Annotated in this window: 13 protein-coding genes and 2 pseudogenes; all 15 read right to left on the bottom strand. The window is 67.1% G+C overall.

Annotated features, from left to right (window positions below):
• Positions 1-125 precede the first annotated feature (125 nt).
• Positions 126-1592 (bottom strand): hypothetical protein, encoded by a 1467-nt coding sequence (locus ACIQPR_RS45360; protein WP_403662326.1) that lies wholly within the window; start codon positions 1590-1592, stop codon positions 126-128.
• Positions 1593-1847: 255 nt separating this feature from the next.
• Positions 1848-2180: a hypothetical protein gene (locus ACIQPR_RS45355; protein ID WP_403662442.1), complete on the bottom strand. Its 333-nt coding sequence runs from the start codon at positions 2178-2180 to the stop codon at positions 1848-1850.
• Positions 2181-2352: 172 nt separating this feature from the next.
• Positions 2353-2844: pseudogene (locus ACIQPR_RS45350) on the bottom strand (LacI family DNA-binding transcriptional regulator); the annotation flags it as partial.
• Positions 2845-2896: 52 nt separating this feature from the next.
• Positions 2897-3259, bottom strand: coding sequence for an HNH endonuclease (locus ACIQPR_RS45345; RefSeq protein WP_403662323.1), 363 nt, complete (start codon positions 3257-3259; stop codon positions 2897-2899).
• Positions 3260-3264: 5 nt separating this feature from the next.
• Positions 3265-3684 (bottom strand): hypothetical protein, encoded by a 420-nt coding sequence (locus tag ACIQPR_RS45340; RefSeq protein WP_403662320.1) that lies wholly within the window; start codon positions 3682-3684, stop codon positions 3265-3267.
• A gap of 94 nt (positions 3685-3778) precedes the next feature.
• Positions 3779-4861, bottom strand: a complete 1083-nt coding sequence (locus ACIQPR_RS45335; protein WP_403662317.1) for an AAA family ATPase — start codon at positions 4859-4861, stop codon at positions 3779-3781.
• A 146-nt stretch (positions 4862-5007) separates the two neighbouring features.
• Positions 5008-5151: pseudogene (locus ACIQPR_RS45330) on the bottom strand (VWA domain-containing protein); the annotation flags it as partial.
• 122 nt (positions 5152-5273) lie between these two features.
• Complete coding sequence (locus tag ACIQPR_RS45325) at positions 5274-5687, bottom strand: SsgA family sporulation/cell division regulator (protein WP_403662314.1); 414 nt, start codon at positions 5685-5687, stop codon at positions 5274-5276.
• An 88-nt stretch (positions 5688-5775) separates the two neighbouring features.
• Entirely contained in the window at positions 5776-5961 is a 186-nt protein-coding gene (locus ACIQPR_RS45320; RefSeq protein ID WP_403662311.1) for a hypothetical protein, read from the bottom strand.
• A 127-nt stretch (positions 5962-6088) separates the two neighbouring features.
• Positions 6089-8887: a UvrD-helicase domain-containing protein gene (locus ACIQPR_RS45315; RefSeq protein ID WP_403662308.1), complete on the bottom strand. Its 2799-nt coding sequence runs from the start codon at positions 8885-8887 to the stop codon at positions 6089-6091.
• A gap of 619 nt (positions 8888-9506) precedes the next feature.
• Positions 9507-10283 carry a hypothetical protein gene (locus ACIQPR_RS45310; RefSeq protein ID WP_403662305.1) on the bottom strand — a complete coding sequence of 259 codons (777 nt, stop codon included), beginning with the start codon at positions 10281-10283 and terminating at the stop codon, positions 9507-9509.
• Positions 10284-10558: 275 nt separating this feature from the next.
• The gene (locus ACIQPR_RS45305; RefSeq protein ID WP_403662302.1) at positions 10559-10699 is read right to left on the bottom strand and encodes a hypothetical protein; all 141 of its coding nucleotides are present in this window, start codon (positions 10697-10699) and stop codon (positions 10559-10561) included.
• Positions 10700-11067: 368 nt separating this feature from the next.
• Complete coding sequence (locus ACIQPR_RS45300; RefSeq protein ID WP_403662299.1) at positions 11068-11202, bottom strand: hypothetical protein; 135 nt, start codon at positions 11200-11202, stop codon at positions 11068-11070.
• A 128-nt stretch (positions 11203-11330) separates the two neighbouring features.
• On the bottom strand, positions 11331-11975 hold the full coding sequence (locus ACIQPR_RS45295) for a TetR family transcriptional regulator (RefSeq protein ID WP_403662296.1): 645 nt from the start codon (positions 11973-11975) through the stop codon (positions 11331-11333).
• A 221-nt stretch (positions 11976-12196) separates the two neighbouring features.
• Positions 12197-14104, bottom strand: coding sequence for an AAA family ATPase (locus ACIQPR_RS45290; RefSeq protein ID WP_403662293.1), 1908 nt, complete (start codon positions 14102-14104; stop codon positions 12197-12199).
• Positions 14105-14174 lie beyond the last annotated feature (70 nt).

The raw sequence follows: 14174 nt of genomic DNA, 5'->3' as shown, positions 1-14174 counted from the left end.
GTGCGACCACTCGCCGCAGCCGACGGGAGGCGCACCCCCACTCGTCGGTATCCGGCGGCGGGCCAGCGCGATGGCTGGTGCGCGTGCCGGTGCGTGACCGGAGTCCCGGCGCGCCTCAGCCGAGGCTAGACAGGGGCCGAGGCCGGCTTCACACCTCCTCGGCGTCCCAGGCCGTACGCGATGCGGAACGGCTCGGGCATGTCCCAGGACCCATCGGTCCTGGAGTGCACGACGCCAGCGGCAATGAGCTCTTCGAAGAGGTCGTGGTAGCGGGCCAGGTGCCGCATGCCGCTGGGGTACGGGTCCGCCGCGCGGGAGCCGAGACGGCGAAGACGGTCTGGCAGGCACGCGTGGTCCCACTGGGCGATGACCTGGTCGGAGTCGATCGGCAGCTGCTGACCGGCCAGCGGAGCGAATGCCGCCCGCACCCACGGCATGGCCTGCTCGACCTCCGCTGCGCGCGCACGCGCTCCCTCCGGCACACCCCGGCGGATGTCCCGGTGGTGAAGGGCGCGCGGGTGGTCGGGGTGATCGTCCAGGGCGTGCCGCACGGCCTGCCTCAGCGCGATGAGGAACGGGCGCGGGCTGAGTCCGCCGACGCCGTCCTGGAGATACGTGAGCGTGAACCGGTACGAGGAACCCCTGCGGGCCGTCGCGCCCATGTACGGGTCCGCGATCACGGTGAAGAGGCGTTCCTGCGCGACGGGATCGGCGGTCAGCTGCTCGGGGGCGCTGAAGCGGCCGTCGGGGGTGAGCCTCCAGCCCGGAGTCAGAGAACGGAAGGCGGCGGCACCCTCACCGGGGTGGTTCGCCAGGAGCTGGAAGAACAGTCCGTAGAGATGCATTCCGGTCACCTGGCCCCAGTGGTCCGGCGTGCTCCAGTTCAAGTCGGCCGTACGCAGAGCGCGTCGGGCCTCGGACCTGAGCGCCCACAGGGCCGCGTCGAGGGTATCGGGGCGGAGGAAGACCTTCGCCCTCACGCGCGGCCCGAGGCGGGCCAGGTCGGCAGCGAGCTGGAGGACTCCAGAGGCGAGGCGATCCGTAGTGCGCTGATCGGGGTGGAGCCGGTCCAGACTGTCGAAGACAACCAGATGAGTACGGCCCTGCGAGTTCAGGTCGGCCACGCCCTGACGCAGGGCGTCGGGGTTACGCAGCAACCACTGCGCGCGGTCGCGCCAACTGGGCAGGTGTGTGAGGTCGCAGACGCCCAGGGCGGTCAGGGCGACAGCGGTCCACACCGTCACGGGGCGGATTCCTTCGCCGAGCAGTGCCTCCAGCTCCGGCACGGCCGGATAGCCGCCTCTGTCTCCTGTGGCCCCAGGGACGGAGATCACCCGGGTATCCTCCAGGCGCGGCATATTCAAGTCATGGGCGGCTGCCGCATGGAGGTCAGGGTCGGTCAGGACTCGGGCCCACAACGTCTTGCCGGCTCCCGGTCCGCCGCGGACCACGCTGCTGTCGATGAACAGCGCGGGGCGGCAGCCGGGCGTGTAGAGCATGGAGGCCGGCAGTGTGGCGGCGTCGCGGGTCAGCGCTGTGGTGAGCGCGTCATGTATGAGCGTGCGCAACAGCACGGGGGTGGGGAGCGCCATCACAGGGTCCTTCCAGTAGGGGCGTGCGGCAGGCGGGTGTGGTGGTCGCCAGCAGGCGATCAGTCGAAATCCGTCCGGACAGCCATTGGGAGCAGCCCTCCCGCAAGAACCAGCCGCGCACGTTGGCGTCGTCAACCTGGAGGTGCCGCATCCCGTGTCGGTCGCGGGGGCGTTGTGAAGTCGTATCCGGCCTCTTCAAGGTGGTGGTTGAGCTCGTTGACCAAGTGCTGCAGGTTACGGATCGTGCGAGTGCTGTCAGTCCTCGCTCTCCTCTTCGCCGGCCTTGCCGATCTCTTCGCCGATGTACGCCGAGAGGAACTGGCTCGACAGCGGGTCGAAGCCGTACGGCTCTGACCAGCGCTTGAGGTACTCGGCGGGCTCAGCGTTGCCGGGTTCGTCACGCACCTTGCCGATGGCCTCGGCGATCCACTTGAGAGTGTCCGTGCCGGGCCACTCCGGCGAGGTGCCCAGGCCGAGCGCAATCGCGTCGACCACGTCGGTGTCAGTGAGGGGCGTGCTGGCCCCGCGGCTGTTCGCGTGGGCGAGCGGCTGCTCGTAGTCCGGGATGAAGCCCATGGCGAGGAGCACGCTCTCGGGCAGCTTGTAGGCGTCCCAGATCGCTTGGGGATCGCTTGGGTCGCGTTCGTGGGGGTGTCGCCGTTGGCGAGCCCGCCAGAGATGTAGAACCTGTAGTCGGCGACCGTGAGGTGTGTCGTCTCACGGGAGTCGAGGGCCTTTTCGAGGCTGTTGATGATGCCGAGCTGACCACCGGGTCCTGGTCGGACGGGTCGATGACGACCGTGCCGTCCAGCGCGACGTTCGACCACACGTCGTGGCGCGAGGTCGCGGGCAGGATGACCAGGGCGTAGCCCCGGGCGAGCGCGGCCGACGTGGCGGCTCTGGCCATCTCCGCGAAGTACGCGAACTCGGTGAAGGTGAAAGGTTCATCCCCGTACGTCGTCACGGTCAGGCCGATCAGCCCCGACTTGCCGGTACGGAGGGTTCGGGCCGCGGCCGACGGGCGGTAGCCCAGCCGGTCCGCGACCTCACGGACATGGCGTCGGGTGGCGTCCGGGAGCCGGCCCTTCCCGTTGAGGGCGTCGGAGACGGTCGTGATCGAGACCCCGGCGGCGGCCACGTCTCTGATGCCTGCCCGGCCCGGCCGACTCGCTCGTCGGGTCGTCTCCACGCGGCTCACCTGGTGCTCCCCTGCATGCGGTAGCGACCGGAAGTGTCGTGCTTCACGCCGCAGTTCGGGCAGATGATCCAGGCCATCCATTTGCTCCTGATGTGTGTCGGGGTGGTCAGTACTTCTTGCGCCGACGCGCGAGACGCCAGCGGTAGAGGGGGCTCGGCACGCGGTTCGACTTCCGCCGGTTGTGCCGACGGCAGAGCATCTGGCCGTTCCACAGCTCAGTCGCCCCGCCGCGGCTCCAGGGGTGTATGTGATCGGCCTCGGTTCCCGGTGCCGCGCACCGGACCCAGAGGGGCGGTTTGTGCTCGCACCGGCCGTTGGCCTGGCTGAGGAGTTGCTGCTTCTGGGGCCAGCTGAACAACCGGGCGGGGTCCCGCCAGCGCCGCTTACGGCCAACGCCGGCGGCCAAGCACAGGATGCCGAGCGCGGCAACGGCCAGGCAGGCGACCAGCACATTCGGGGCAGGCAGCATGGCGCTCAGTGCAGGCCGTTGCTGAAGGAGATCAGCTCACGGGCTACGCCCAGGACGCCGGCCCAGCCGGCTGCTTCACAGTCGTCGGTGAGCCGACGGGCTTCAGTGCCCCGCGAGAGGTAGACGCTGCGGGCTCCACCGTGGACCTCGACCATGACGTAGGGCTCGTCGTTCTCGTTGGCGAGCACGGAGGTGTCCAGCCCAGGGACGAGTCCGGATTCACGCAGGGCCATCGCGACCAGCCGGACGGTAGCGTTGAGATCCTCCGAGTTGCAGAACGGCGTGGTGCCGTCCTCGAAACCATTGGGATCGATCAGCGGATTGCCTGCGAGAGCTGTTCTCTTCAGGGCCCGGGTGATCTCCTCGTGGGACTTACGGTGCGCTGCGCTCATGTCGAGCTGGGAGACGATGCGACACGTGGGCATGGTCGAAGGTTGCTTTCTGCATGGGGAAGCGAGCCGGACAGCGAACCGCCGAGGAGACCGGGGTGGCTCCTCGGCGGTTCGGGTGGGGGCGTCCTCAGAAGTCGATGGAGTACTTCGGGGGACGGCGCAGGATCACCGCGGTGGCACGCAGGTCCTTCTCGTCGTCGGACGACTTGTCGTCCTCGTCACGGAGGTAGGTGAGCGTGAAGGCACCATCCGGGAGCTGGTAGCCGTCCTGGGACGGGACGGCGTCGCGCATGCGGAACTGCAGCCCAGTAGCGGTGTCCCAGTCGTTGATGGTCTGCAGGCTGTCGCTGTCGAACAGATCGACACGGCCGTCGAAGACGTCGGTGTTGCCGTTATCCCAGACGATGTGAGCCTCGACCCGCGAACTTGCGTGCTCGCTGCGCTTGATGTTCAGGTCCCCGATCACCTCGGCGAACGACTCGCCCAGGCGCAGCTCGAAGGCGATCGCCCGCAGGTGGTCGAAGTTGATGTCGTACTTCCGGGAGAAGTCGACGATCTCGGCGACCTGCTTCTCGGACACTCCGGGCACCTGGTCGCGCAGGTAGGTGGCAACCGTCTCGGGCTCGGGGTAGGCGAAGCGCATGTGGTAGTGGAAGCGGCCGGGGCGGTTGAGCATGTAGTCGTTGACGCGGTGCAGTTCGTTGACCGACAGGACGTAGAGGCGCTTCGTCGTGCTCAGCCCGTCGAACAGACTCAGGAATTGGTTCTGCGACTCGTCGTCCTCGTTCGAGAAGATCTTCTCGAACTCGTCGAAGACGACGACGACTTCGCCCAGCTCGTCGAGGAAAGCAGCCAGCCCCGGCGTGTCGTGCTGTACGAGCACGGTGGGCAGGTGGTGTACCTCGCGCATCCGCTCGGCGAGCAAGCGGAGCATGAGGCTCTTACCCATGCCTTTGTCGCCGGAGAGGATGACGCCGAGCGAGCGGTCCATGGCGGAGTAGCCGGTGACGATCCGCTGAACACGGGAGGCGTGGCTGCCATAGACGGTCTCTTCGGCGGATGCCAGCGGCTCCGTCTGGCGCAGGCTGTAGCCGGCCGTCTGAGAGAAGGTGATGGTGTAGGTGGCCACGGGCAGATCGGCGAAGGTCTGCACGGAGTCCCCGTAGAGGCGGAACTCCCCGCTGGAAGCGACGATCGTGGATGCGGGCATGAAGGCTTCTCGCTATCGCAGGAGTTGAGTGGGTGAAGTTGGCGGCGGGCAGCGGCACTCAGCGGATCAAAAGCCCGCTGTTGTCCGGGGCAACGGCGGCACACCCTTGCTGGCCGCTTCGACGGGCCGCGCGGTGCTCGACGCGGTCAACCACCCTGCAGGCCGCGCGCCGGGACCTTGCCATCGTCGTCGAGGTGTGCCGACAGGCTGAGGATCCGGTCGCTCAACCGCTGGTTGACGCCGTCGGTGAAGCAGCTCGTCGTCAAGTAGGAGCGGTCGATCACGAGGTAGACGGCGGCACGGTCGCCGAGGCCGTCGCTGTTGCGGCGGCTGCTGCACGCTGCTCGTGTGACATGGCGGCGCGGATCTTCTTACGCTGGGCGCGTTGCGGGCGTGCGGGGCGGCGCCTGGCTCAGTGGGCCAGAAGCTTGTCGAGGAAGCTGTCGATGTCGACGGATTCAGACTCCCGGCCTGCGGGGACGACCTCGAAGGTCTCGGCGAGCCACGCCGTGACGGAAGCTGCCGGTCCTTCAAGGCAGGCGTATCCGTCGGCGGATTCCAGCTCGATGCTGAAGCAGCAGTTTCGGTGAGGGCCGATCGGAGTGATCTTCACGTCGCCGATGCCAGCGGGTGCGGTGAGGCCCTGGTAGAGCAGTTCCCGGGCGAACGTCCACCGGACCACCTGGTCGGGCGCGACGTCAAAGGAGAACTGCACCGCGTAGGGGTCGGTGTCCGTGTAGTACAGCCGCACGGGGACGAAGACACGCATGTCCGGGCCAGCCACGAACGCCATGCGGATCTTCAGTTCCAGGCCGGGAAAGTCCATGGGCGGATTCCTGTTCTTCGGCGGGAAAGGTGGTGGAGGCCGGGGGCGGGAGGCAAGGCCGGGCACTGCTCAAACACGGCCGTCCCGCCTAGACCGCTGTGCGCGAGGGCAACATGGCGGGGGCGGCTCGCCGCGCCTGGCGTTCGGCCAGGGCATTGATGGCGAAGAGGCCCTCGCCGTGGACGAGCCATTGACCGAGGTAGTGCCAGGCTTCGGCGTGGCTCTCGGCGAACGGTTCGACGTACGCCTTCGTGCCGGGCGCCCTGTGTGCCAAACACCGTCATGGTGTGACCAGTTGGGGGCTGGGTCATTCAGGCGTGTGACGTGTGGAGGACCGCGGGGGGCAGGTGTCTCGCTCGTCGAGAACACCCGCTCCCGCGACATGAGGTGGCGGCGGTTGGTCAGACGGCCGCGGTGACGGCAGAGGGATCGACGGTGTCGCCGGGCGCGGCGCTGTCGTTGTCGTCCAGGAGGTCCGGATCGATGCCGAGGGCGCGAGCGGCGTTCCTCTTGTCGCGCTCGGTCAGAGCCGTCACGATCTGCTCGTAACTGCTCTGGATCGGCGGGTTCTTCACGGTGCCGTAGCCAAGTACGTACTGGCTCTTCATGGCGCGGGTGAAGGCGACGTAGAACATCCGCTTGACGTCCTGGGTCATCTTCGTGTCCTCCCTGTAGAGGACGACAGCGTTGTCGAATTCGAGACCCTTGGCACCGTGGATTGTTGAAACGACCAGGTCGGCCTTGGACTCGAGGTTCTTCCGCTTGCGCTCCTGGTTCTTCTGCTTGTTGATGTTCAGCTTCTGCTGGTTCCGCCGAATCTCGAAGGAGAGCAGGTTGTCGCGCAGCCGGTCGAAGAACGCCACGTGCGTGAGCGTGCTCTGGTGGCAGAGCGTGACCCAGCCGTTGATGGCCGCGCTGTTCTCGATCCACCACTCGGAGATCGTGCGCAGGATCGCCTTCTCAACGCTGGCATTGGCAGCGTTCTTCGCCAGCTTGTCCATGTTGTCCTTGATCCCTTGGGAGACCACGAACGCGGCGTTGGCCGGCTGTGCCTGCAGGACGTCGTTCCAGAAGAGCTTGATGTACTTCGAGAAGATGTCCGTGGCGTAGACCCGATCGCTGACCAGGGACGCGATGTGGCGGTCCGGGTAGCGCTTTTCGAGCACATCCTGGATCAAGGACACTTCGCGGCGTGAGTGGGCCAGGAAGGCCACCTGCTCGCCCCGGTCCAGGCACTTGTCCACGTAGTCGGGAATGACAGTGTTGCGCACGATCGCCTGCAGGTCCTGGGTGACGAACGCGGTGAGCCTGGCCACCTCGCGGTACTCCAGGGTGACCTTCTCCTGGAACGAGTCCGCTGTGGGCATGGCGAGCGAGTTCGCCTGCAGCTGGATGTTGGCGAACTGGTTGGTCTCCAGTCCGCCGAGCACGACGTTCGCGAAATCCAGGATCTCCTGGTTGCTCCGGTAGTTCGTCGTGAGTCTGAAGGTCGCGAAGACCCCCGAGCCCTCCAGCGTGTTGAGTGCGCGGGGGTTCGCCGAGCGGAACTCGTACAGCGTCTGCGAGGCATCGCCGACGATGAACAGGGACTGAGCGTGCTTGGTGATGTGCTTCAGCACGTAGATGAACTCGAACACGCTGTTGTCCTGCACCTCGTCGATGATGAGGTACTTCGACTGCACGTGGGCCGGCTCGGCCATGTCGTCGACCTTCTGATAGCAGATAATGATCTGCAGCTCCAGCGACGTCTGCTCGATGCGGTCGAGCAGGGCGATCACCTCGTCGAAGTGGCTCTCGACGAAGGTGTTCAGGGCCGTGAACGAGCCGGTCCTGTTCTGGTCGACCTCCCGCAGGCGGAGGCGGAACGTCGCCGCGAACTGGCTGTTCGGGTAGAAGATGTCGATCGAGTTGATGATTGTGTCGATCGCCGAGACTTTGTGCCTCGGGTGGTTCATCGAGTAGATGTCTATGATCATCTTGGCGATCGTCATCGAGCCGACATCCGGGTTCTTCTCCGTGATGTTGTCGGCAGCGGCGTTGGTGAACGAGAGCACCGTGATGTCCGAGGCGGGGACGCCGCAGGCTTCGAGGTACTTGATCCGTTCGAGGATCACGGTCGACTTGCCGGTGCCGGCTCCTGCCTGCGTCATCACCAGCGGCTCGTGCGTGGTGAGCGCGTCGAGCTGCTGCTTGGACAGGTGGGGCGGCAGATTCGGTGGCGTGGCCGGCTGCGCAGGCACGATCAGCTGAGGCTTCATCTGCTCCAGGTGGTCGAGCGTGTGGTTCATCAGCAGGCTGAGGTTCTGCTTCGACAGCTTCGTGGCGATCTGGTCGGAGAAGGTCGCATCCACCTGCTTGTGGATCTGGCGGTAGGCCTCCAGCGGGACGTTGTAGTTCTCCAGGTAGCGCAGCTGGACGGCGAGCATGTTCAGCTGCTGTTCCGTCGGGCCCGCGGGCATGTCCTGGATGTAGCGGCAGACCTCGTCGGCGATCGCCTCGGAGTCCCAGATCTGGGCCAGGCGCGTGATGCGCTCGTAGATCGAGTACTGGCGCATCCACTCGTCGAACTCATCGCCGAGGTTGGAGGCCGTCAGACCGGCGGATGTGAGCACGTCCTGGACGTAGTCACGGGCGTTCTCTAGCGGGCTGGTGTCCCACTGCAGCAAGACGGCGGCGTCGTGGTTGCCGAAGCCTGCAGAGCGCGGGACCGCGGTCGCGTACTCCGGTTCGGGCAGCCCCTTCTTGAAGAAGTACAGCTCCATCCGGTACTGGATGACGAGGTCGCGCGTGGACTTGCCACCGGACTTGTCCTCGTAGAGCACGAGGGCCTGCGGGATCATGTCGAAGACGACGTCCCAGTCGTCGAACTGGCTGGATGAAGTGTCCACAGCGAAGCGGTCGTCGGCGTGCGGGCTCAGCAGGGCGAAGGACCCGCCTGCGTTCAGGGCACGGCGCGTGATCGACGCGAGCGGGATCGACGTCGTGGTGATGTCGTGCTGCGTCGAGCTCTGCTTGACCTCGATGTCGGTGGCCATGGCGTAGGCGGTGTTGGTGGCCGTGTTGACCGGCAGCAGGGACTCGTTAAGCAGGCCGATCTGCTTGCCGTTGCCGGTGAGCTTCGAGGAGAAGAACTTCGGGTCGACGGTCTTCTGGGCAACGGCATTGGCCGAGAGGTCGAGGTCATCAAGCAGGACAGGCATGTCGTTGCCTTTCTCCAGTGGGTCGAGAGGCAGATCGAGAGAACGCACAAAAGACGTCTCGCGACAATTGAGACAAGAAATGAATAGTCAGTCGAATGTTCAAAGGTGAGCGAAAGGCACAGCGACAGAGCTGGGTCATGGGTGCGGGTACGAGCACGGGCGGGGCTCTCGTCAGCCGACGAGCCCCGCCCGTGTTGCTCTCAACCCACCCGTCAGGCCCCTGAATCCGGGGTATGCGGCGAAGCCACGCCCCGGGCACCGCGCGCTGCCCATGGGCGCCGTCGTTCATCAGCGGCAGCTCACCTCACTTCGAGGTCGAGTCCGAGCGTCGGTCGGGACCATCGACGGCATCGAGATCCCAGGGGCCCGTGTGCGCAGCTACCCACGAGCCCGTTCGTGGAGAAACATGCGACCGCCCCGACTGGTCGACGCCGGGGCGGTGCGGGGCGGATTACGGTCAGCGGGTGTCTGCGGCCGGCGTGCCGTAACCCCCGTGGCGGTGGTCGACCTGGCAGCGCGTCCACCGGCACACCCGGCACCGGGTCCCGGTCGGCTGGCCGCGGTGTGCGGCCGGCCGAGAGTGAGGGGCGCGGACCGGGTTGAGCGGCCCGTGCCGGGGTCAGCTGGCGTCGACGACGGGCTTGCCCGTGATGTCGACCGCCGGGCCGCGGGAGATCAGTTCGATCAGGTCGTGGGGCGATTTGGCGAAGACGAAGTAGCCCGGGTGCTCGCCGGCCGGCGGGACGGTGTGGAGCCGCAGGTAGTTGCCGGCGTGCAGGTACTCGACCCGGTAGATCAGGCGGTCGGTGTCGAACAGACTGATGCGGCACCCGGAGCGCAGCGTGCGGGCGGCGACGGGCCCGTGGCCGACATCGGCCGGCTTCGCCGTGGTGGGCGCCGGGAGGACGGTGTGCGTCAGCCGGATCTCCACCGCCCGGACCGTGACGCCGGGGGCGGCGAGGTCCTGCACGTCAGCGACGTACGCGTCGGCCTCGCTCCGGCCGGACATCGCCGAGGAGACGATGCTGCCGTGCCACTGCCCGTCGCCGGTGCTCCATTGGACGGCGTACGACCGGTCGTCACGCAGCCTCTCCGGGCAGCCGCAGTTCTCGACAGCGCGCACCCAGAACAGGTACGCGTCGATACGGTGCTCGCCGACGATCTCGGCGTCGGGGATGGTGGCAAGCTTTGCGAGGCAGGCGTCGAACTCGCTGCGGTCCTCGGCATCCTCGGCCGTGTTCTCGATGTCGGCCTCAAGCCACGCGCGGGCGCCGTCGAGGTCGCCGAGGCATTCGATCCGGTACTCGGAGTCGAGGCCGATCTCGTTCATGCCGACGTGGTAGCGCGTGCGGTTGGTGGTCATCTCGGGCTTCTCCTGGGCACGTTCGGTGGGCACTCGGCACGTGGTGCAGCCGCGGGGTATCGGCCCTCGCTCTTGGCGATGTGCAACGGGGCGTGGTCGGCGTTTCGGGCATGGTTGCGGGCGAGAGGGTCGGGGTTGCATCGGCATACCCACAGGCCGAGGGGCACGCCGGACGCGATGACCAGGGCGAGGATGATCGCCCGCGCTGCGCCGTCACTGGGCGTGCGGGTCGTCGAGGGTGAGCGCGTGGTCGTCGACCAGTTTCCGCGTGTGCTGCATGCCGGTCAGTAGGCCGCGCATGTTGCGGTTCACGCCATGTTCGTCGCGGTACGCGCCGAGTCACGGCGGGCGAGGGCAGAAGGTTCGCGCGATTGCGCGGCGAGGAGCAGGCGGGCTACGGCGAGGGCCTCCTCGGGGGCGCGCTCGGCATCATCGAGCAGCATCATCACGGTCCGGAGCTGCGTGTCCTCGTTGAATGCGAGGGCCGACCGAACGCCGTCGCCCCCCATCCGTCGTCAGCTACCCCTCGGCCGTGCCCACGGCGGCGACGTGGTCGAGCCGGGCGCCGAGACCGGCGGGGTGCAGAGGTTCGGGGAACGTAGCGGACGTGGCTGTCCCCCTTTCTGGGCAATGAGGGCGTGGGGGCGAGGTACGTCGCTGGCGTGCATCAGGAGGTCGAGCGGCAGCAGATAGTCCTGATAGTGGTGCGGGCTCGGTGGGCCGCGCAGCACCTCGGCGGCGCCAGCAGGTGCCTCCCGAGCTGAGAGAGCGACAGTGACATGACGGACGTCCCTTGCGCTGCCCATGGACAGCGGAATCAGTGGTGCCCGGCCGGGGGCAGGGGCGCCGAAGTCGTCTGGTGGGGAAGGGCGGTCCGGCCAGGTGCGGGCTGGACCGAGCCGTCGCTGGCCCGTGGCCGCCCGGTCAGCGTGTCGATCACGTTGGCGGTCATGGCCAACGCGGCACTCCCGAGAGGGTTGTGGCGGGACCGCCCGTCTGGGTCGGGGTTGGCGCACCACATCAGGACTGTGAGCGTGTCGCCGGTCTGACATCGCGCGCTCGACTCGCGTCCCTGAGGGGTCACGCAGTCGGCAGCTGGACGGCGGCGGTTCCGCCGGACACGGCGTGGGCGATGAGTTCGACCAGCATCTGGCGAACCACCTGTGAGTACGCTGTCTCGGGGTCTTGGCTCCCGGCGGCCGCGGCAAGCAGCACCGTCAGCGCCTCGGCTGCGGCGAAGGATTCGTCCGTCGCGCCAGGTGATGACGGACGAGCGGTGATCGCGTACTCCAGGTGCCCCAGGAGACCGGAGAGCATGCGGCGGCGGGTCTCGGTGAACCGGCTGTCCTCCTCGGCCACCCGCAGGTCGACCACCCTCAGGACCACCTCGTGCTCCCGCCAGAATGTGAAGAAGGCGTCCACCGTGCTCTCGGCCGCGTGACGCCCGTCGCCCCACCCACTGCCGATCTCCGCGTAGATCAGTCCGTCGCTTCCCTCCTGCGCCACGGGCAGGGCCAGGCCCAGGACGGCCGTGTCGACGTCTGCGAAGTACTGATAGAAGGTCGCGGGCGAGGTGCGCGCGCGACGGGCGACATCGATCACTCTCGTCGCGTGATAGCCGTGCTCGGCCAGCAACTCCTTGAGGCAGAGCAGTAGTTGGCTGCGAGTCTTCAGACCGCGTGCCCCGATTGGGCGCCCTGCGGTGGTCCGGATCTCCTCGGTCATGTCACTTCCTGTTGAGTGGGGTGGCACCGGCTGGCCCCTCGGAGCCGGGCCGGCGGCGGCTGTCTGATCCGGGCCCGGCCGCCTGACGGGGGAGCGTGTTCGCCCTCGCGATGCTGGTCAGGGCCCGGGCCAGCGCCGCTGTGATGTCGTCGACGGGCATGACGCCGGGGGCTCCTATTCCGGAACGGAACAGGAGCCCCCGGTGCGATGCGAACGGCTGCTCAGTCGTCCGCCGGGGATACCGAGGCTGTGCCGCCTGACGGGGTAGCGAGCAGGTGGTCCTCGATCCAGGCGCGAACAGCCTTGCGCGCCGGCCGCGCGCCCTGGGAGTCCACGTAGGTGGTCTCCTCGATGGCGCGCAGTTCGTCGTCGGGCATCGACGCGGGCAGTACCTGGGCCAGCCGCGGCTTGGCCGCGGCGATCCGTTCACGCTGCCGCTCGTAGTCGGCGGCCATGATCTGCCGGTAAGTCTGCCGGTCGATGGGGTTGAACCCCACGATCAGTGAGAACCGGCCCAGCAGCTCCGTGTCGAAGAACTGCCCCAGTGTCTTGTTGAGGCTCTGGTTCGAGATGGTCTGCGGGTTGTTGCCGAAGCCGATCATCTTGCCGTCGAGCGAATCACGGGCGGCGTTGGTCGTGCAGATGACCAGGGCCTTGGAGAAGTCCAGCATCTTGCCATGGGCGTTGCGGATGTAGCCTTCGTCGAACGCCGAGAGGAACAGGCGTTGCACGGCCGTGTCAGCCTTCTCGAACTCGTCGAGCAGGATCACCCGGTGGGGGTTGGACTCCAGGGTGTCGAACGGAAGCTCCTGGTTGGAGTCCGATCCGACGTAGCCGGGAGGTGAGCCGATGATCTTCGAAGTCGACCATTCGCTGTGGAACTCGGTCATGTTGAGGATGATCGGCTCGGTGCCGGTTGTCTCCTCGGCGATGATCTTGACTGCCTCGGTCTTACCTACTCCCGAGGCTCCGGCGAACAGCCACGTCGTGGGCGTCTTCGTCGGGAACAGGTCGAGTTCTTCGCGGGCCAGACGGTCCGTGAGCTTGGCGAGCACGTCGTCCTGGCCCTGCAGGCGGTTGGTGAGCGTGGCGCTCAGCGCTGCGACGTCGAGGTCCCTGCGCTGGGCGTTTCCGGTCATCAGGCGCTTGGCCACATCGAGCACACGGGTATTGGTCAGCGGCACCTGCGGGATGGACCGCAAGGTCTGCGCGAGTGCCGTGTCGCCGGCGTTCTCGGCCTGGACGATGAGTTTCTTCTGCTCCAGGACCCGGTCAGCCATCGCGCGGTCGAGCAGGGTGATGGCATTGTCCGGCCGGTGCTGGCCGGCCCGGGAGTTTGTTTCGGCGATCCGCACCACCGAGGCCAGGACGTCGTCGGAGACCCCGATCTGGTGACGGTAGTGCGCCATCAGGCCGGGCCGGACCGTGGTCATCACGGCCAGCGTCTGTTCCACGCTCAGCTCGTCGACGATGAGCCGGGTGAAGCGGCGGGCAAAGGCCGGGTCCTCGTCGAAGGCCCGGGACTCGGTGCTGGTGGTCGCGCCGATGACGGACATGTCACCGCGGGCCAGGGCCGGCTTGAGGATCTGCGAGATCTTGCGGCCGACGGCGTCGCCACGGCTGCCGGACCCTCCGGTGATCTGGTGGATCTCGTCCATGAACAGGATGGCCTTGTTCTTGGGATCCGAGGCGAACTCGACGATCGCCTTGACCTTCTCCTCCAACGAGCCGACGACGCCGGTCCCGGCGATAATGTTGGTGATGGGCAGCTCGTAGATCGTGTGGTCCTTGAGCTGGTCCGGGATGAGGGTGTCACCGAGCGCGATGCGCCGTGCGATGTCCTCGACGATCTTCGTCTTGCCGACGCCGGCGGAACCGACCAGCAGAACGTTGGGTTTGGTCTTGCTGATGACGACCGAGAGTACCTGCCCGATGAGCGTGTCGCGGAACATGGTCGGATCGGCGTTCTTGAACTTCTCGTTGTAGTCGACGAGGAGATCCTTGACGTCGTCGGCGCTGCCGCCGCTGGACGGCAGTCCCACGGGCGGGAACTGCGGAGGGGAGCTGCTGCCACCGCCGTTGCCCTTGTCGTCGTCGGAGCCGCCGGGTGTGAAGTTGCTGAGACCCACCGGGTCCTCCTTCGGTACGGGTCGCTCGGCGTGGTGGCGCGCTGGATGGATGCGCCACGGTGTCCCGAGC

Source organism: Streptomyces sp. NPDC091280, assembly GCF_044768565.1.
Classification (GTDB): Bacteria; Actinomycetota; Actinomycetes; order Streptomycetales; family Streptomycetaceae; genus Streptomyces.
This window is presented reverse-complemented; position numbering and strand designations above follow the sequence as displayed.

What these genes read in the sequence shown, in the direction of transcription:
- ACIQPR_RS45360 (WP_403662326.1), bottom strand. Translation starts at nt 1,592, where the DNA reads ATGGCGCTCCCCACCCCCGTGCTGTTGCGCACGCTCATACATGACGCG.
- ACIQPR_RS45345 (WP_403662323.1), bottom strand. Translation starts at nt 3,259, where the DNA reads ATGCTGCCTGCCCCGAATGTGCTGGTCGCCTGCCTGGCCGTTGCCGCG.
- ACIQPR_RS45340 (WP_403662320.1), bottom strand. Translation starts at nt 3,684, where the DNA reads ATGCCCACGTGTCGCATCGTCTCCCAGCTCGACATGAGCGCAGCGCAC.
- ACIQPR_RS45335 (WP_403662317.1), bottom strand. Translation starts at nt 4,861, where the DNA reads ATGCCCGCATCCACGATCGTCGCTTCCAGCGGGGAGTTCCGCCTCTAC.
- ACIQPR_RS45325 (WP_403662314.1), bottom strand. Translation starts at nt 5,687, where the DNA reads ATGGACTTTCCCGGCCTGGAACTGAAGATCCGCATGGCGTTCGTGGCT.
- ACIQPR_RS45315 (WP_403662308.1), bottom strand. Translation starts at nt 8,887, where the DNA reads ATGCCTGTCCTGCTTGATGACCTCGACCTCTCGGCCAATGCCGTTGCC.
- ACIQPR_RS45300 (WP_403662299.1), bottom strand. Translation starts at nt 11,202, where the DNA reads ATGACCGCCAACGTGATCGACACGCTGACCGGGCGGCCACGGGCCAGC.
- ACIQPR_RS45295 (WP_403662296.1), bottom strand. Translation starts at nt 11,975, where the DNA reads ATGACCGAGGAGATCCGGACCACCGCAGGGCGCCCAATCGGGGCACGC.